The following is a 17,323-nucleotide window of genomic DNA, read 5'->3' on the forward strand; positions in this document are numbered from 1 at the left end:
CCACGCGCGGTGACGTCTCCGATCACCTACCACGCGCGGTGACGCCTGCGATGCCCGCCGGTGACGGCCCACGTCTGCCGAGGTAGGCCCCGGAAGGGCCAGGTCGGACGCCCGGCCGCGGGTGTGCTTCCGACGGGGTCAACTCCCTGCGCTCCCTGTCCTGTTTCATGCAAAGCTGGGACCCATGAGCTCCGCAGAACCCCGCAGGATTGTCCTCTTCCGGCATGCGAAGGCTGACTGGCCGCAGGTGGCCGACCATGAGCGGCCTCTCGCAGACCGAGGCCGCAAGGACGCGGCCGTCGCCGGCCGCAAGCTGGCCGACACCGGCATCCCCCTCGACCTGGCCCTCTGCTCCACAGCGACACGGACCCGGGAGACCTGGAAGCTCGCGGTCCAGGAGCTTCCGCACCGGCCGAAAACCATCTATGAGGAGCGGATCTACGACGCCTCGCCCGGCGAGCTGATCGCCGTGCTCAACGAGACCCCGGACGACGTCCAGAACATGGTCCTGATCGGCCACAATCCGGGCATCCACGGTCTCGCCGAGATCCTCTCGGGAACAGCCGAGGACGAGGCCGCTGAGCGGATGGGCCGACGTGGCTTCCCCGCCGCCGCCTTCGTCGTGCTCTCCCTCGACGGCTCCTGGAAGTCACTGGAGCCGGGCACGGCCACCCTGCTCGACTTCTGGGCGCCGAGCGAGTAACCCCTCACGGACGGCAGCGGGGGCCGGCACCGGTGACGGTGCCGCCCCCGGCGGAGTCCCCATGGCCTGCGGTGACGCCGTGCGGCTCAGCGGCCCTCAGAGGATGTCGTCGTGTATGTCCGCCGCCTCGACCTCTTCCCGCGTGACACCGAGCAGATACAGGACGGTGTCCAGGAAGGGGAAGTTCACCGCGGCGTGCGCGGCCTCGCGGACCACGGGCTTGGCATTGAAGGCGACGCCCAGGCCGGCCGCGTTCAGCATGTCGAGGTCGTTGGCCCCGTCCCCGATCGCCACGGTCTGCGCGAGCGGCACGCCCGCCTCGGCGGCGAACCGGCGCAGCAGCCGCGCCTTGCCCGCCCGGTCCACGATCTCGCCGACGACCTTGCCGGTCAGTTTCCCGTCGACGATCTCCAGCGTGTTGGCCTGCGCGAAGTCCAGGCCGAGCCGCTCCTTGAGGTCGTCCGTGACCTGGGTGAAGCCGCCGGAGACGACACCCACCTGGAAGCCGAGTCGTTTCAGCGTGCGGATCAAGGTGCGCGCGCCCGGAGTGAGCCGCACCTCGGCACGCACCTTGTCGACCACCGACGCGTCCAGCCCCTTGAGCAGCGCCACGCGTGCGTGCAGCGACTGCTCGAAGTCCAGCTCGCCGCGCATGGCGGCCGCCGTCACCTCGGCGACCTCCGCCGCGCACCCGGCGTGCGCGGCGAACAGCTCGATGACCTCGTCCTGGATGAGCGTCGAGTCCACGTCCATGACGACCAGACGCTGGGCCCGCCGGTGCAGACCGGCCGCGACGACGGCGACATCGACACCGAGTGCCGCGGCGTCGGTCGCCAGGGCGGTGCGCAGCGGCTCGGTCTCCACACCGGACACCGCGAACTCGACGGCCGTCACCGGGTACTTGGCGAGCCGGAAGATACGGTCGATGTTGCCGCCGGCGTCGGCGATACGGGCGGCGATGGCAGCCGTCGACTCGGCGGTGAGCGGATGGCCGAGCACGGTGACCAGGGAACGTCCGAGGCCGCGCGGACGGTTGTCGCCGATCCCGGAGATGATCTCCGCCTGCATCTTCATGGACTCCGCCCAGCTGTGGACGGTCGCCCGAAGATCACCCTCCAGCCCGGACGGCGGCATCGTCACCAGGGCGCACAGCACCATCCGGCCCCGGGTGACGACCTGCTCGATGTCGACGACGTCGACGCCGTAGGCGGCCAGAGTGTCGAACAGTCCGGCCGTCAGGCCGGGCCGGTCCTTGCCGAAGATCTTGACAAGGAGAGTCGGGGCGTCGGTGGTCTGCGAAGCGCTCATGGTGTCTCCACCGTATCCGGCACCCAGTGCCTACCGCGTGCCCGGTCCGTCTGGCGGACACGGAACAGTGGATGGCGGGTGGGTGACGAACGGCTGGCCCGGTGACGAAGACCCAGGATGGGACGGGCGGGAGCGCGGACGGGAGAGCAGCGGACCGACCGGGGAGTGCGGGCCGGAGGGCGGAGGGGAGGCCGGAGAGCGCGGACCTGAGCGCGGAGGGCGGCAGGGAAGACGGGCCCTCGCCGGCCGGTCAGCCGCGCCCCCGGGGCCGCTCGGGCGGCGGAGGCGCAGGGGGCGGGGGAGGCGGCGGGGGCGGTCCCGGGTCCGAGGGCGGCAGCGGCCCCCGGGGACGACGTCCGGGCGGCGGAGCGGGTCGCTCGAACGGCCCGATCACCGTGGGCGCCCCGTACATGCCGGCCCCGGCGGACCCCGTGCCCCCGTCCGGCGGCTCGGGCCGTGTGTCCTCCGGCTCACGGAGCTGCTCCGGCAGCCGTAGATAGGGATTGGTGTCCGGGTTCGGCGGGCGGTAGGGGTTGCCCGGAACGTAGGGACCGGCCGGGCGTGGTGCGAACGGGGGTGCGGCAGTCGCCCGCGACGTCGTGTCACCCCGTGCCCGGGGCGCCGCCCGGCTCCCCGCCGCCCCGGTCGCCCACGCGAGCAGCGCCCCGGCCGCCCCGGCGCCCGCACCCCACGCCGCGCCCAGCAACAGTGCCGCGCCGAGGTACCCGTGCAGTTCGATCCCGGCGCCGAACGCGTCGAATCCGAACACGGACAGCGAGGCGTCCACCGACACGTCCGTCAGCCAGGCGAGGAACGGCAGCGCCACCGCCGTCGCGATCCCGAGCCGAAGCGCACAGCGCCCTGCGAAGCCGAGAGGACCCAGGGCCCGTACGACAGAGGCGGTCGTACCCGGTACGGCCGCGGCATCCCCGGCTCGTACGAGAGGCGTACGCACCGCGGTCAGCACGCCGGCGAACAGCATCATGAGCGCCGCGGCGACCGCCAGCAGCCACACCCTGCCGTCCAGGCCGGCCAGCCGCTCCAACGTCACCGGCTGCTGCGGCCGCGCGCCGAGCAGCCGGTCCAGCGGGTGCGGCAGCACTGTCGCCAGCGCGCCGGTCGCCGTGCCGTCCCACGGGACGAACAGGCCGAGCGGGATCCCCAGCCACACCCCGTTGGGCGCCCCGAGCAGCGCAGCCCCCGCGATCCGCGCCGGATGGTCGTCGCCGACCGCCGCGTACGCCGCCGCCGCGAGACCGGCGACCACGGCGACCAGCACCACCGTCACCAGCGACGACGCGGCCGGGCGCACGACCCGGTGCACGACCTCCCAGCCCCGGGGCAGGGGCGTGCGCCGGGACGCGAGCAGCGCGATCACCAGGACACCGGCCGCCCAAGCCGCACCTCCGAGCAGTGTGGGCACCGTCTCGACACTGAAGCCGACCGAGGCCTTCGCCCGGACGAGGTCCCCGATCCGGTCCGGCAGCAGCCCGCCGATGTTCCCGAGCCCCGGGACATCGACGCCGCCTCCGCTCCCGCCCGGCAGTCCGTCCAGCCCGAGCGAGCCCCCGTCGAGGGTGACGACGTCGTGGCCGACCCAGGCGAGGCCGCCCAGCATCGCCACGAACAACCCAAGCACCGCGCCCGCACGCGCGAGGAGTTCCGACGGGGCGAGCACCGCTCCCGCCGCCCGCAGGGACCGCAGGAAGAACCAGGACAGCAGCAGCGCACCCACCAGTCCGACGCCCAGTGGCGTGATGTCGATGGCGGTCGTCGCCTCGGCTCCCTTCAGGCCGAACGCCGACACATCCCCGGACGGCCGGACCGACCCGTTCGCCCCCAGCGCCACGACGGCCGCCGTCATCGGCCCGAGCGAGCCGTCCGTATCCGCCCGGAGCAGATGCAGCCCGAGCGCCGCCGTCCCCGCCATGCCGATCAACGCCCAGCTCACGGAGGCGATCGCGGACAGCAGCAGATCCGTCCAGGACAGCCTCCCACCGCCCTCCGCGGCCTTGTCGCCCATCGCCCGCCCCCTGGTCCGCCCCGCGGCGTTCCACCGCGGATGTCCCCCTCGCGTCGGATCACCACTCTCCGGCCGGGTTTGAGCTCCGTCAACGGCGCGCGCCGAAACGCCCGTTCACGCCTGTCACAAGGCCCGACTTTCGGTCAGAGCGCTGAGCCTGAAATAGTTCCCCACGATGTTCGACATCCCTACACTCCCCGTGATGGGGGTAACTCGGGGGACAACTCAGTGGGGCATGGAGTGCCTGAACTCGTAGTGGAATTCAATGGACGCAGCTGGACGCTCGACGCGTCCAGGCCGTACGCCCTCGGACGTGATCCGCAGGGGGACATCGTGCTCGAGGACGCCAGGGTCTCCTGGCGCCACGCCACGATCAGCTGGAACGGCCGCAGTTGGATCCTCGAGGACCGGGGGAGCACCAACGGTACGTTCGTCGGGGGCCGGCGCATCCAGCAGGTGGAGATCGGCGCGGGCACGACCGTGCACCTGGGCAACGCGACCGACGGGCCCGGCCTGAACCTGTCCGGTGCCGCGGCCGCGGTGGCCGCCCCGCAAGCCGGACCGCAGCAGCAGCCGTACGCGGCCCAGGGCGCGGGGGCCGGCTGGGCCCAGCCGGCCCCGCAACAGCAGGCATCCCAGCAGCAGGCACCCCAACAGGCGCCCGCTCAGAGCCCGCAGACGCCGCAGCAGTCCGCCGTCCGCCTCCCGCAGCAGCTGGGCGCCGGTGCGGACGCGGGGGCGCCTCCCGTCTACGGCGACCGCAGCCCGACCACGTTCCACCAGTTCGCTCTCGGCCGGGTGATGCGCATCGGCCGTGCGCTGGAGAACGACCTGGTCGTCTCCGACCTCCAGGTCTCCCGTCACCACGCCGAGTTCCACGCTACGCCCGACGGCCGTTTCGAGATCCGCGACCTGGGCTCGCACAACGGCACGTTCGTCAACGGTATGCCGATCGGCAAGGGCGGCTCTGCGCTGCTCGGCCCGAACGACATCGTCGGCGTCGGCCACTCGACGTTCCGTCTGGTCGGCGACCGGCTCGAGGAGTTCGTCGACACCGGTGAGGTCTCCTTCTCCGCCCGCCATCTGACCGTCACGGTCGACGGCGGCAAGCAGATCCTCAAGGACGTCTCCTTCGGCGTCCCGGAGAAGTCGCTGATCGCGGTCATCGGCCCGTCCGGCTCCGGCAAGTCGACGCTGCTCAAGGCGCTCACCGGTTACCGCCCCGCGAACCAGGGCGATGTCCTCTACGACAACCGGAACCTCTACAAGCAGTTCGCCGAGCTGCGCCAGCGCATCGGGTTGGTCCCGCAGGACGACATCCTGCACAGGGAGCTGACCGTCAAGAAGGCCCTGAAGTACGCGGCCAAGCTGCGCTTCCCCGCCGACACCACGGCCGGCGAGCGTGAGGCGCGTATCGACGAGGTACTGCGCGAGCTGAAGCTGGACGTGCACAAGGAGAAGAAGGTCACCTCCCTCTCCGGCGGTCAGCGCAAGCGTGTCTCGGTGGCTCTGGAACTGCTCACCAAGCCGTCACTGATCTTCCTGGACGAGCCGACCTCGGGTCTCGACCCGGGCATGGACCGCGATGTCATGCAGCTGCTGCGGGGGCTCGCCGACGACGGCCGTACGGTCCTCGTCGTCACCCACTCCGTGGCCGAGCTGGCCCTGTGCGACAAGCTCCTGGTGATGGCGCCGGGCGGGGCCGTCGCCTACTTCGGCCCGCCGGAGGAGGCGCTGAACTTCTTCGGCTACGCATCCTGGGCCGATGTCTTCTCCGCCTTCGAGAACTACCGCGACTACGACTGGGCGGGTCGCTGGAAGGGCTCGCAGCACTACCAGATGTACGCTGCGGAGATCGACGCCGTGGCCCCGCAGTCGGTCCATATGCCGCCGCCGCAGGCGATCAAGCCGGCCAAGCCACAGGGCTGGTTCTCCCAGCTCGGCACCCTGATCCGGCGCTATGTCTCGGTCATAGCCTCCGACAAGGGCTTCCTGGCGCTGACGGTGATCCTGCCGGCGGTGCTCGGCGCGGTCAGCCTGCTCATCGACAGCGACAAGGGCCTGCTGGTCAACCCGGTCAGCCCGAAGACCGGCGTGCCCGTCCCGAACGGCACGGCCACCACCGTCCTGCTGATCCTCGCGGTCGGCGCGTGCTTCGCGGGTGCCGCCAACTCCGTCCGCGAACTGATCAAGGAACGGGTCATCTACGAGCGGGAGCGCGCCACCGGTCTGTCCCGCTCGGCCTATCTGATGTCCAAGGTGGTCGTGCTTGGCGCGATCACCGTGCTGCAGGGCCTGATGGTCGGGCTGATCGGCTTCTCCAGCCGGGAGATCCCGGACCAGGGCCTGATCCTCGGCCATGCCACGCTGTTCGAGCTGTGCCTGCCGGTCATGGCGCTGGGCTTCACCTCGATGATGGTCGGCCTGGTCATCTCCTCGCTGGTGAAGACCGCCGAGAAGACGATGCCGCTGCTGGTCATGTTCGCGATCATCCAGGTCGTGTTCACCGGCTGCCTGTTCACGCTGAACGGCGCGATGGGCGTCAACCAGTTCTCGTACCTGATGCCGTCCCGCTGGGCGGTCGGCGCCGCCGGCACCACGCTGGACTTCAACAACATCGCCCCGAACACGGACGACCCGACCAGCACGGACCCGCTGTGGAACCACACGGCGTCGGCCTGGACCCTGGACATGGCCGCCCTGATCGTGCTCGGCGTGGTCTGCGGCCTCCTGGTGGCCCGCTTCCTGCGCCGCCATGAGCCGGAGGTCATGCGGAAGTAACCGTCCCCCGGGACGCGCGGAAGAGCGGCACCCTCAAGGGGTGCCGCCCTTTTCCGTTCTCAGGCGAGAAGAGGCCCCGCGCCGGCCTCAGTACGCGCTGTTGACGTTGTCCATCGAGCCGTACCGGTGCGCCGCGTAGTTGCAGGCGGCGGTGATGTTGGCGACCGGGTCGTAGATGTTCCAGGACGTGCCCTCGACGTGGTACGTGTTGAAGGTCGGCTGGATCACCTGGAGCAGCCCCTTGGAGGGGATGCCGTTCTGGGCGTTGATGTCCCAGAGGTTGATGGCCATCGGGTTGCCGGAGGACTCCCGCATGATGTTGCGGTACAGGCCGTTGTACGAGCCCGGGATGCCCTTGCTGTGCATGATGTCGAGCGACTGGCGGATCCAGCCGTCGAGGTTGTTGTAGCTCTTCGGTGCCGGAGCGGCCTGCTGGACCTGCGGGCGCGCCGCGGACCGGCTGGCGGCCTGCTGGACCGGACGCTGCTGCACCGGCTGCGCGACGGCCTGCCGCACGGGCGCCGTCTTCACGGCGGCCTGCTGCTTGGCGGCGATGGTCTCGGCCTTCAGGGACTGAGCAGCCATCTGGTCGGTCACGCTGACCTTGATCTCCTTGGCCGGCTGGTTGCCGAGCTTCACCGGGACGGAGGCGGCGGGGGCCGCCTGGACCTTGCTCTGTGCCTCGCTGGGCGCGGCGGTGACCGCGAGGGCGCAGCAGCCGAGGGCGGCCACACCGGCGATGGACATCTTGTGAGCCTTGGTCAGCTCACGACTACGGGCACGGAGAGCGGTGATGTTCTTGGGCATGTTGAGGGACCTCTTTGTATGAGCGCGGAGGTCGCTTCTGGTGCCGGCGGAAGACGGATGTTTCCAGCACAAGCGCCGCGGGTGGAGCCTGCGACGCCGAGCGACGAGAGCATTCTTAGCTGCCGCAAAAAAGCCAGGCAAAGGTGTGACGTACGATCCCCGGTAGTGGACACAGGCGGGGCAAAACGGGACAAATTCTCCTGTCTGCCCCGTTCATCACGGGCTCCTTTGTCTCCTATGCGCCTTCGTACGTGATGTGGGTCCTATGCGCGGCCTCACATTCAGACCGGGCGTGTCTCACTGCCAGTTGCTGGAGCAACGCTCAATGTGAGGGGCCTGTCCAGGCCGGATCGCGGGCGTCCGTGCGGCTGATCGGAGGCTGTGCGGGCCGCCTGTGCCGACGCGGTGCAGGCCGCATACAGAGGACGCCGGTCACCGCCCGGGACGGTCGTGGCGGGGGAGGAACGGCCCGGTGATCGCAGCCGGTACTACGGCCGCGCGAGCGCCTGGGGGCGGCGGCGGGCGCGAGAGCGCCGTACGGGCGCGGAACGGTTGTCGTACGGGCGCGGGCCGGTGTCGTACGGGCGCGGCAGGACCCTCGCGCCTCGCGGGCTCAGCGGCCCCGTACGCCCTCCGGGAGGCACACCTCTATACCTGCTCGCTTCTGCACCCCCGCCCGCCTCGGCCGAGGACACAAGGAAGCAGCGCCTTTCGGCCTGGGCCCGGCCTAGGCCCACCGGCGTAGAAGACGGTGGTCCGCGGGCTGATACGCCCTGTCACACCTCGCCGGTACGGTGAGGTCATGAGCCATGGACCCCGGTCGGGCCTGTACGCGGTGAGCTCCGCGCTGCTGGCCATGAGCAGGCATCTGGAGGTGCGCGACGTCCTCAAGACGATCGTCGCCTCGGCCCGCGAGCTGCTCGACGCGGAGTACGCGGCGCTGGGCGTCCCGGACGACCACGGGGGCTTCGCCCAGTTCGTCGTGGACGGTGTCTCCGAGGAGCAGTGGAAGGCCATCGGACCGCTCCCGCGCCAGCACGGCATCCTGGCCGCGATGCTGCACGAGGCGAAGCCGGAACGGCTCGCCGACGTCCGCGAGGACCCGCGCTTCGAGGGCTGGCCGGGCGCCCACCCGCAGATGTCGGACTTCCTCGGCCTGCCCATCCGCAACGGCGACGAGACCATCGGCGCGCTGTTCCTGGCCAACAAGAGGTGCCCGAGACAGGAGGGCGGCTGCGGCTTCACCGAGGACGACGAGGAACTGCTCTCGATCCTCGCCCAGCACGCCGCGATCGCGCTCACCAACGCCCGCCTCTACGAGCGCAGCCGGGAACTGACCATCGCCGAGGAGCGCTCCCGGCTGGCCCACGAGCTGCATGACGCGGTCAGCCAGAAGCTCTTCTCCCTGCGGCTCACCGCCCAGGCGGCGGCGGCCCTGGTCCACCGCGACCCGGCGCGAGCCAAGGGCGAGCTGCAGCAGGTGGCCGCGCTCGCCGCCGAGGCCGCCGACGAACTGCGGGCCGCCGTGGTCGAGCTGCGCCCCGCCGCGCTCGACGAGGACGGCCTCGTCAACACCCTGCGCACCCAGGTCCAGGTCCTCGACCGCGCCCACAGCGCGCGTGTGACCTTCGTCAGCCTGGGCGTCCGCGCGCTGCCGGCCGCGCAGGAGGAGGCGCTGCTGCGGGTCGCCCAGGAAGCCCTGCACAACGCCCTGCGGCACTCCGGTGCCGAGCGGGTCGAGGTGACCCTGGGGAAGCGCGGCCCGGGCGCCGTCCTGCGCGTCACGGACGACGGCGGCGGGTTCGAGCCCCAGGCGGTGCGCCGGGCGGGACGCCACCTCGGCCTGGTCTCCATGCGCGACCGGGCGAGCGGGGTCGGCGGCATGCTGACCGTGGAATCGGCGCCCGGGAAGGGCACCACCATCGAGATGGAGGTCCCTGGTGGCTGACACAATCAAGGTGCTGCTCGTCGACGACCACCAGGTCGTCCGCCGGGGACTGCGCACCTTCCTCGAGGTGCAGGACGACATCGAGGTCGTCGGAGAGGCCTCCGACGGCGCAGAAGGGGTCGCCCGCGCCCAGGAGCTGACCCCCGACGTCATCCTCATGGACGTCAAGATGCCGGGGATGGACGGCATCGACGCCCTCCGCAGGCTCCGCGAACTGGACCACCCCGCGCGCGTGCTGATCGTCACCAGCTTCACCGAGCAGCGCACGGTGGTGCCGGCCCTGCGCGCGGGCGCCGCCGGCTATGTGTACAAGGACGTGGACCCCGATGCCCTGGCCGGAGCCATCCGGTCCGTGCACGCGGGCCATGTCCTCCTTCAGTCCGAGGTGGCCGGCGCGCTGCTGTCCCAGGAGGAGACCAACGCCGGACAGGGCAGGGGCGGCTCGCTCACGGAGCGGGAGCGGGAGGTGCTGGGCCTGATCGCGGACGGGCGGTCCAACCGGGAGATCGCCCGCGCGCTGGTGCTGTCGGAGAAGACGGTGAAGACCCATGTCTCCAACATCCTGATGAAGCTGGACCTGGCCGACCGCACCCAGGCCGCGCTCTGGGCCGTCCGCCACGGTGTTAACGGCTGAGCGGATCTTCATACCGTCGGGTGTATGTCCCCCGGGTGGCGCATCCTCGGTCGATCCCGGCCGTTCTCCATGGCGTGCTGCGGCGTCTGCCGCAGCGATCGCAAGGAGAGGGCTCAGAAGTGAAGAACCTGAAGAAGGCCGCAGCCGTCACCATGGTGGCCGGTGGACTGATCGCCGCCAGTGCCGGCCTCGCCTCGGCCCACGACGGCGCTCACGCCGGCGGACGGGCCGTGGGTTCCCCGGGCGTCGTGTCGGGCAACGTCATCCAGGCCCCGGTGCACATCCCCGTCAACGCGGTCGGCAACACCGTGAACGTGATCGGCCTCCTGAACCCGGCCTTCGGCAACCTGGGCCTCAACCACTGAGTCCGGCGGCGGTCCACTCTTCCTGACCGGCCTCCTGGGGACTCCCGGGAGGCCGGTTTCGGGTGCGACCACAGATCACCGCATCTCGCGCTGCTCCACGATCGCGTTGTACGCCGCCACCTGAGCCCGCCGGGCCGTCCGCTCCACCGGGCGCAGCGCCTGGGTGCGGGCCGCCATCTCGGAGGCGCTCACCGCGCCCCCCTGCCCGTTCTGGTACGCGACCGAGATCAGCAGCCCCACGCGCCGGGCCAGCTCCAGCACCCGCACCGCCCGCGGCGGATACCCCGGTGCCAGCACCTCCCGCCCCCGCTCGGCCCGCGCCCGGTACGCGTCGATCGCCGCCTCGGCCACCGGCCCCGACCCCGCCACGTCCAGCCGCGACAACACCTCCGTCGCCTCACGCAGTGCCTCCGCCAGCTCCCGCTCGGCCTCCCCGAGCGAGGGCACATCGGCAGGCGGCGCCTCCCGCACCGGCAGACAGTGCCAGACGACCTCGACGTGCACATCGCCGTCCGGCCCCGCCTCGTGGACCTCCGGCACCAGCCCGAACGCGGCCCCGTGACAGACCACCGCCTCCTCGGCCTCCAACGCCCGCGCGTTGAACTCCGGCGGGCCGCTCAGCCCCAGCGGATGCCCCGGCGCGGGCAGCGCCACCCGCAGACCGGTCACCCCGAGCGTGCGCAGCCGCCCCAGGGCGAGGGTGAGACCGACGGGCGCCGACTCATCCGGCAGCCCCTCCACCCGGTGCACCGCGTCCTCCCCGACGATGGCGGACGCGGCGTCGTCCGGCGAGACAAATCCGGCCAACAGGGCATTCCCCCATGCGGTCAATCGACCTGAGCGTGGTTCCGAGAGCATGCCTCCACCCTACGGACCGGACCTATGGAATCGGCCGGGCGACCAGTGGCGTAGATTTCATGAGGGCCCCGCCCACCGGCGTGGCGGACCACGCCCACAGGCGTACGCGAGAGCCGACACCGGCCACACTGCAAGGGGAGACAACGCGCTCATGAGCGATGTTCTGGAGCTGGAGGACGTATCCGTGGTCCGCGAGGGCCGGGCTCTCGTGGACCAGGTCTCCTGGTCGGTCAAGGAGGGCGAGCGCTGGGTCATCCTCGGCCCCAACGGCGCCGGCAAGACCACCCTTCTGAACGTCGCCTCCAGCTACCTCTACCCGACCAAGGGCACCGCCACCATCCTCGGCGAGACCCTCGGCAGGCCCGGCACCGACGTCTTCGAGCTGCGCCCGCGCATCGGCGTGGCCGGCATCGCCATGACCGAGAAGCTCCCCAAGCGCCAGACGGTCCTGCAGACCGTGCTGACCGCCGCGTACGGCATGACGGCCGGCTGGCAGGAGGAGTACGAGGACGTCGACGAGCAGCGCGCCCGTGCCTTCCTCGACCGCCTGGGCATGAGCGAGTACCTGGACCGCAAGTTCGGCACCCTCTCCGAGGGCGAGCGCAAGCGCACCCTCATCGCCCGCGCCCTGATGTCCGACCCCGAACTGCTGCTGCTGGACGAGCCCGCCGCCGGTCTCGACCTCGGCGGCCGCGAGGACCTCGTACGCCGTCTCGGCCGCCTCGCCCAGGACCCGATCGCCCCCTCCATGATCATGGTCACCCACCATGTCGAGGAGATCGCCCCCGGCTTCACCCACGTCCTGATGATCCGTCAGGGCAAGGTGCTCGCCGCGGGTCCGCTGGAGCTGGAACTGACCTCGCGCAACCTCTCCCTGTGCTTCGGCCTCCCGCTCGTGGTGGAGCAGCTCGGCGAGCGCTGGACCGCTCACGGTCTGCCCCTGTCCTGACCCCGAACGCCCCTGACGGAGGCTCGTACAACCCCGAAGGCGCCCTGTCCGCGGCCGGGCCCCGGCCCTACCATGACCATGTGAACATCGACGCGTGGGTGTGGTGGCTGATCGGCGCGGCGGGGCTCGGCATCGGGCTCGTGATCACCGCGATGCCGGAGCTCGGGATGCTCGCGGTGGGCGCCGTGGCGGCCGCCGTGGTCAGCGCCCTGGGCGGCGACGCCGTCCTCCAGGTCGTGGTCTTCGCCGTCGTCTCCGTCGCACTCATCGCCGTGGTCCGGCCCATCGCCGCACGGCACCGCGCCCAGCGGCCCCAACTCGCCACCGGCATCGACGCGTTGAAGGGCAGGCAGGCCCTCGTCCTGGAGCGCGTCGACGGCAACGGCGGCCGGATCAAGCTCGCCGGAGAGGTCTGGTCGGCACGCTCCCTCGACGGCGAACTCGCCTTCGAGGCCGGCCAGGAAGTGGCCGTCGTGGACATCGACGGAGCCACGGCGATTGTGATGTGACCTCGTAGGACGTAACTCGACGGAACAGGCCACGAGGCACGCGACGGTCTGTCAGACTCGACCAGCAAGATCTTGAACAACCATAAGATCTTCCACAGGCGCCGAGGCGGAGAAGGGTACGGGGAATCACGATGGAACCGATCATCATCGTCCTGATCATTCTGGTGGTGTTGGTCTTCATCGCCCTGATCAAGACGATCCAGGTCATCCCACAGGCGAGCGCCGCCATCGTCGAGCGCTTCGGCCGCTACACACGCACCCTGAACGCGGGCCTGAACATCGTGGTCCCGTTCATAGACTCGATCCGCAACCGCATCGACCTGCGCGAGCAGGTGGTTCCGTTCCCGCCGCAGCCGGTGATCACCCAGGACAACCTGGTCGTCAACATCGACACCGTCATCTACTACCAGGTGACCGACGCCCGGGCCGCGACCTACGAGGTCGCCAGCTACATCCAGGCCATCGAGCAGCTCACTGTCACCACGCTCCGCAACATCATCGGCGGTATGGACCTGGAGCGCACCCTGACCTCCCGCGAGGAGATCAACGCGGCCCTGCGCGGCGTCCTCGACGAGGCCACCGGCAAGTGGGGCATCCGCGTCAACCGCGTCGAGCTGAAGGCGATCGAGCCCCCGACCTCCATCCAGGACTCGATGGAGAAGCAGATGCGCGCCGACCGTGACAAGCGCGCCGCGATCCTCACCGCGGAAGGTACGCGACAGGCCGCCATCCTCACCGCCGAGGGCGAGAAGCAGTCCCAGATCCTGCGCGCCGAAGGTGAGGCCAAGGCCGCCGCCCTGCGCGCGGAGGGCGAGGCACAGGCCGTCCGTACGGTCTTCGAGGCCATCCACGCCGGCGACCCGGACCAGAAGCTGCTCTCCTACCAGTACCTCCAGATGCTTCCGAAGATCGCCGAAGGCGACGCCAACAAGCTCTGGATCGTGCCCAGCGAGATCGGCGACGCCCTGAAGGGGCTCTCCGGCGCCATGGGCAACTTCGGCCCCCTGGGCGGCGGTTCGGGCAGCGGCGGCTCCTCGGGCAGCGGCGGTTCGAGCGCCGCGACCGAGCGCCGCGAGCGCCCGCCCATCGACTGACCCGACAGCGGTCCTACGACATCGGGGCCCGCCTCCCGAAGGAGGCGGGCCCCGATGACATCCCCTGGCCTCAGAGCCCCGCGAGCGGCCGCTACGGGCCGCCTGTGGGGGCACTAGGCCGCAGGCTGTCCCAGCCACTCCGGCAGCGCCTCGAACTCGTCGTGCCCGAGCGCCAGAAGCATCGCGTCCGCGGGCGTCGGCTCGAACGGCTGCCGCAGCAGCGGCATCCCCGCCTGCTCCGGGGTGCGGTTCGCCTTGCGGTGATTGTCCTCGGCACAGGAGGCCACCGTGTTCAGCCAGGTGTCGCCGCCACCCTGCGCCCGCGGCATCACATGGTCCACGGTCGTAGCCCGCCGCCCGCAGTACGCGCACCTGTGCCGGTCCCGCACCAGCACACCCCGCCTCGACCAGGGAGCTTGTCTTCGGAAGGGCACCCGTACATATCGGCAGAGCCTGATGACACGGGGCACGGGTATGTCCACATCGGCGCCCCGCATACGGAGCTCGGGGTGGGCCTGTTCGACGACGGCCTTGTCCTGGAGCACCAGAACGACGGCTCGGTTCAGCGTCACCGTCGACAGCGGCTCGAAGCTCGCGTTGAGTACCAGCGTGTCACGCATCCGGCCCACCTCCCGTGTGCACCTGCCCACTCCCTGGCGGGCTTGGATCAACTCTGGACGGGCGCGCCGAGATGGACAACGCAATAAAAAATGCCCGCCTCCGATCACTTCCAAGACCGGAGGCGGGCAAACGTTCAATGAACGTCAGTCTTCGACAGAGGGGTGTCAGCCCTCGGCCGGGTTCTTGTACTCACCGATGAGGTGGGCGCGCGCCAGCGTGTGGAATCGCAGATTGAAGCCGACCACCGCGGGAGAGGCGTCCGAGTCCGGACCGAGCTTCTCCTGGTCGACGGCGTACACGGTGAAGACGTACCGGTGCGGCCCGTCCCCGGGCGGCGGCGCGGCACCGCCGAAGTCTTTCGTCCCGTAGTCGTTGCGCGCCTGGTGGACACCCGAGGGCAGCCCCTCGAACTTCCCGGTGCCCGCGCCCGCCGGCAGCTCCGTGACCGACACCGGGATGTCGAACAGGACCCAGTGCCAGAACCCGCTGCCGGTCGGGGCGTCCGGGTCGTAGCAGGTCACGGCGAAACTCTTGGTCTCGGGCGGGAAGCCCTCCCAGCGGAGCTGCGGCGAGGTGTTCCCAGCCGCGTAGACCTGAGCGTCCTTGAGCGTGGCCCCCGGCTCGACGTCCTCACTCGTCACCGTGAACGACGGCACTGGCGGAAGGAAGTCGTGCGGCAGCGGCGGCCTCTTCAGCTCAGTCACCTCGGCACCTCCAAGCATTCAGTGGATCAACTGGTTCCGGTGCAGAGCCTAGAACCAGCTGCGCTTGCTGCCGACCTCCGACAGCCACTGATGGAGGTAGCCGGCCCAGTCCGTGCCGTGGAAGTCGTGCAGACCGACCGTGAAGGCCCGATAGGAGTCGCTGCCCTCGCTGAACAGGCCCGGCTTCTTGTCCATCTCCAGGATGACGTCCATCTCCCGCTCGTCCGCGACGAAGCTCAGCTCGACCTGGTTCAGCCCGCGGTACTGCGACGGCGGGAAGAACTCGATCTCCTGGTAGAACGGCAGCCGCTGCCGTGTGCCCCGGATGACACCGCGCTCCATGTCCGCGCTCTTGAAGCGGAAGCCCAGCTGGATGAACGCGTCCAGGATCGCCTTCTGCGCCGGCAGCGGATGCACATTGATCGGGTCCAGATCCCCGGAGTCCACGGCACGCGCGATCTCCAGCTCCGTGGTCACCCCGATGTGCATCCCGCGCAGCGCCTGCCCGTCGATCATGGTGACCGGCGTCTCCCAGGGGATCTCCAGCCCGAACGGCACGGCGTGCACGGCGCCCGCCTGGAGCTCGAAGGCACCACCGAGCCGCACCTTGGTGAACTCGATGTTCTGCTTGTGCTCCGTGTCGTCGTGTCCCTCGACCTCGACCTTGGCCTGCAGGCCCACGTTCAGGCCCTCGATCGACTGGTTCACGGACCCGCCCTGGATCCGCACCTCGCCCTGGACCACACCGCCCGGTACGACATTGACCTCGGTCAGCACCGTCTCGACCGACGCCCCGCCGGCACCCAGGCTCGCGAGCAGCCGCTTGAACCCCATGAATCTTCCCTCCCGGACGACATCTGATCCGCCGCCCCGCTTCGTGCACGCGTACGTGGATCCTCGATCCCTACAAACGCGATCCGGCTCCGGGCCGGTTCCGTGCCCCACCGTTCCAAGGGCGAGGACCCTTGACCAGCCTTTGGCACGCACCCATCTGGACTACGCTCGTACGGCGTGATCGCGACCCCCGACCGTACGCCCCTCCCCAGGGACTTCTTCGACCGCCCCGTCCTGCAGGTCGCCCCCGACCTGCTGGGCCGCATCCTCGTCCGCACCACCCCGGACGGCCCGATCGAACTGCGCCTGACGGAGGTCGAGGCCTACGACGGCCCGAACGACCCCGGCTCCCACGCATATCGCGGCCGCACGCCCCGCAACGACGTGATGTTCGGTCCCCCCGGCCATGTGTACGTCTACTTCACCTACGGCATGTGGCACTGCATGAACCTGGTGTGCGGCCCGGAGGGCAGGGCCGGCGCCGTGCTGCTCCGCGCCGGGGAGATCACCGAGGGTGCCGAGCTGGCCCGGAAGCGTCGGCTCTCGGCCCGTAACGACAAGGAACTGGCCAAAGGTCCCGCGCGTCTGGCGACGGCCCTGGGCGTGGACCGCGCACTCGACGGCACGGACGCGTGCGCGGCCGGCGAGACCCCGTTGCGCGTTCTGACGGGCGCGCAGGTGCCCTCCGACCAGGTACGCAGTGGTCCGCGCACCGGTGTCGCCGGCGACGGAGCGGTCCACCCCTGGCGCTTCTGGATCGCCAACGACCCGACGGTGAGCCCCTATCGGGCCCACACGCCCCGCCGACGCCGAAGTTGACGCGCCCCTGGGAGATGCGTAATGTAGCCCAAGCCGCTTGAACCGGGTACGGCGTTTCGCCAGCAGCCGGAGGCGGCCAACCCACTACTCACGTTCATCCCTCGCAGAGGGTGAATTCGGCGTGCCCGCACGTCCGGATTCAATCTCGCGGAACTCGATTATGAGTCGCGACGGGAATCGGCTAACGTAGTGAATGTCGAAAGGCCGGGCCGAAAACCCGGACCTAAGGCGAATCCCGCCGACGGGAATCGGATCCGAAAGGATCTGATAGAGTCGGGAAAGCCGGAAAGGGAAACGCGGGAGCGGGAACCTGGAAAGCGCCGAGGAAATCGGGTCGAGAAAAGATCTGATAGAGTCGGAAACACC

Annotated in this window: 16 protein-coding genes; 9 read left to right on the forward strand and 7 right to left on the reverse strand. The window is 70.3% G+C overall.

The features are described from left to right. Positions 1–184: 184 nt before the first annotated feature. A complete protein-coding gene (locus AB0L95_RS09770; protein WP_365159563.1) occupies positions 185–703 on the forward strand; it encodes a histidine phosphatase family protein in 519 nt (172 codons plus the stop codon). A gap of 96 nt (positions 704–799) precedes the next feature. Here AB0L95_RS09770 and serB read toward each other — a convergent pair whose 3' ends face one another. Next, the gene (serB, locus tag AB0L95_RS09775; protein WP_365159566.1) at positions 800–2,011 is read right to left on the reverse strand and encodes a phosphoserine phosphatase SerB; all 1,212 of its coding nucleotides are present in this window, start codon (positions 2,009–2,011) and stop codon (positions 800–802) included. Positions 2,012–2,261: 250 nt separating this feature from the next. Continuing rightward, a complete protein-coding gene (locus tag AB0L95_RS09780) occupies positions 2,262–4,034 on the reverse strand; it encodes a streptophobe family protein (RefSeq protein ID WP_365159569.1) in 1,773 nt (590 codons plus the stop codon). A gap of 240 nt (positions 4,035–4,274) precedes the next feature. Here AB0L95_RS09780 and AB0L95_RS09785 point away from each other — a divergent pair, with 240 nt between their 5' ends. Next, positions 4,275–6,815 (forward strand): FHA domain-containing protein, encoded by a 2,541-nt coding sequence (locus tag AB0L95_RS09785; RefSeq protein ID WP_365159572.1) that lies wholly within the window; start codon positions 4,275–4,277, stop codon positions 6,813–6,815. Positions 6,816–6,902: 87 nt separating this feature from the next. On the opposite strand, the gene AB0L95_RS09790 is transcribed toward AB0L95_RS09785, so the two are convergent. Further along, positions 6,903–7,622: a transglycosylase SLT domain-containing protein gene (locus AB0L95_RS09790; RefSeq protein ID WP_365159575.1), complete on the reverse strand. Its 720-nt coding sequence runs from the start codon at positions 7,620–7,622 to the stop codon at positions 6,903–6,905. A gap of 802 nt (positions 7,623–8,424) precedes the next feature. Between AB0L95_RS09790 and AB0L95_RS09795 the strand changes: the two genes are divergently transcribed. The 3 genes from AB0L95_RS09795 to AB0L95_RS09805 all read left to right on the forward strand — a co-directional run bounded on the left by AB0L95_RS09795 (position 8,425) and on the right by AB0L95_RS09805 (position 10,569). Further along, positions 8,425–9,570, forward strand: a complete 1,146-nt coding sequence (locus AB0L95_RS09795) for a GAF domain-containing sensor histidine kinase (protein ID WP_365159578.1) — start codon at positions 8,425–8,427, stop codon at positions 9,568–9,570. Next, positions 9,563–10,204, forward strand: coding sequence for a response regulator transcription factor (locus AB0L95_RS09800; RefSeq protein WP_365159581.1), 642 nt, complete (start codon positions 9,563–9,565; stop codon positions 10,202–10,204). The genes AB0L95_RS09795 and AB0L95_RS09800 overlap by 8 nt, the downstream gene beginning before the upstream one ends. A 119-nt stretch (positions 10,205–10,323) precedes the next feature. Continuing rightward, positions 10,324–10,569 (forward strand): chaplin, encoded by a 246-nt coding sequence (locus AB0L95_RS09805; RefSeq protein ID WP_365159584.1) that lies wholly within the window; start codon positions 10,324–10,326, stop codon positions 10,567–10,569. 75 nt (positions 10,570–10,644) lie between these two features. On the opposite strand, the gene AB0L95_RS09810 is transcribed toward AB0L95_RS09805, so the two are convergent. After that, positions 10,645–11,427: a hypothetical protein gene (locus tag AB0L95_RS09810; protein ID WP_365159587.1), complete on the reverse strand. Its 783-nt coding sequence runs from the start codon at positions 11,425–11,427 to the stop codon at positions 10,645–10,647. A gap of 151 nt (positions 11,428–11,578) precedes the next feature. Between AB0L95_RS09810 and AB0L95_RS09815 the strand changes: the two genes are divergently transcribed. From AB0L95_RS09815 to AB0L95_RS09825, 3 genes are all read left to right on the forward strand, one after another. Further along, positions 11,579–12,376 carry an ABC transporter ATP-binding protein gene (locus AB0L95_RS09815; protein WP_365159590.1) on the forward strand — a complete coding sequence of 266 codons (798 nt, stop codon included), beginning with the start codon at positions 11,579–11,581 and terminating at the stop codon, positions 12,374–12,376. 80 nt (positions 12,377–12,456) lie between these two features. Continuing rightward, positions 12,457–12,885, forward strand: a complete 429-nt coding sequence (locus tag AB0L95_RS09820) for an NfeD family protein (protein WP_365159593.1) — start codon at positions 12,457–12,459, stop codon at positions 12,883–12,885. 131 nt (positions 12,886–13,016) lie between these two features. Continuing rightward, positions 13,017–13,979 carry an SPFH domain-containing protein gene (locus tag AB0L95_RS09825; RefSeq protein WP_365159596.1) on the forward strand — a complete coding sequence of 321 codons (963 nt, stop codon included), beginning with the start codon at positions 13,017–13,019 and terminating at the stop codon, positions 13,977–13,979. 113 nt (positions 13,980–14,092) lie between these two features. On the opposite strand, the gene AB0L95_RS09830 is transcribed toward AB0L95_RS09825, so the two are convergent. The 3 genes from AB0L95_RS09830 to AB0L95_RS09840 all read right to left on the reverse strand — a co-directional run bounded on the left by AB0L95_RS09830 (position 14,093) and on the right by AB0L95_RS09840 (position 16,138). Next, positions 14,093–14,599, reverse strand: coding sequence for an HNH endonuclease (locus tag AB0L95_RS09830; protein WP_365159598.1), 507 nt, complete (start codon positions 14,597–14,599; stop codon positions 14,093–14,095). A 165-nt stretch (positions 14,600–14,764) separates the two neighbouring features. Beyond that, positions 14,765–15,304, reverse strand: coding sequence for a YbhB/YbcL family Raf kinase inhibitor-like protein (locus AB0L95_RS09835; protein WP_365159601.1), 540 nt, complete (start codon positions 15,302–15,304; stop codon positions 14,765–14,767). Positions 15,305–15,352: 48 nt separating this feature from the next. After that, positions 15,353–16,138 (reverse strand): sporulation protein, encoded by a 786-nt coding sequence (locus tag AB0L95_RS09840; protein WP_365159604.1) that lies wholly within the window; start codon positions 16,136–16,138, stop codon positions 15,353–15,355. A 177-nt stretch (positions 16,139–16,315) separates the two neighbouring features. Here AB0L95_RS09840 and AB0L95_RS09845 point away from each other — a divergent pair, with 177 nt between their 5' ends. Beyond that, positions 16,316–16,957, forward strand: a complete 642-nt coding sequence (locus AB0L95_RS09845) for a DNA-3-methyladenine glycosylase (protein WP_365159607.1) — start codon at positions 16,316–16,318, stop codon at positions 16,955–16,957. Positions 16,958–17,323 lie beyond the last annotated feature (366 nt).

Origin of the sequence: Streptomyces sp. NPDC052036 (assembly GCF_040680495.1) — a bacterium.
Taxonomy (GTDB): Bacteria; Actinomycetota; Actinomycetes; order Streptomycetales; family Streptomycetaceae; genus Streptomyces.

What these genes read in the sequence shown, in the direction of transcription:
- AB0L95_RS09830 (WP_365159598.1), bottom strand. Translation starts at nt 14,599, where the DNA reads ATGCGTGACACGCTGGTACTCAACGCGAGCTTCGAGCCGCTGTCGACG.
- AB0L95_RS09780 (WP_365159569.1), bottom strand. Translation starts at nt 4,034, where the DNA reads ATGGGCGACAAGGCCGCGGAGGGCGGTGGGAGGCTGTCCTGGACGGAT.
- AB0L95_RS09795 (WP_365159578.1), top strand. Translation starts at nt 8,425, where the DNA reads ATGAGCCATGGACCCCGGTCGGGCCTGTACGCGGTGAGCTCCGCGCTG.
- AB0L95_RS09810 (WP_365159587.1), bottom strand. Translation starts at nt 11,427, where the DNA reads ATGCTCTCGGAACCACGCTCAGGTCGATTGACCGCATGGGGGAATGCC.
- AB0L95_RS09815 (WP_365159590.1), top strand. Translation starts at nt 11,579, where the DNA reads ATGAGCGATGTTCTGGAGCTGGAGGACGTATCCGTGGTCCGCGAGGGC.
- serB (WP_365159566.1), bottom strand. Translation starts at nt 2,011, where the DNA reads ATGAGCGCTTCGCAGACCACCGACGCCCCGACTCTCCTTGTCAAGATC.
- AB0L95_RS09790 (WP_365159575.1), bottom strand. Translation starts at nt 7,622, where the DNA reads ATGCCCAAGAACATCACCGCTCTCCGTGCCCGTAGTCGTGAGCTGACC.
- AB0L95_RS09840 (WP_365159604.1), bottom strand. Translation starts at nt 16,138, where the DNA reads ATGGGGTTCAAGCGGCTGCTCGCGAGCCTGGGTGCCGGCGGGGCGTCG.
- AB0L95_RS09825 (WP_365159596.1), top strand. Translation starts at nt 13,017, where the DNA reads ATGGAACCGATCATCATCGTCCTGATCATTCTGGTGGTGTTGGTCTTC.
- AB0L95_RS09770 (WP_365159563.1), top strand. Translation starts at nt 185, where the DNA reads ATGAGCTCCGCAGAACCCCGCAGGATTGTCCTCTTCCGGCATGCGAAG.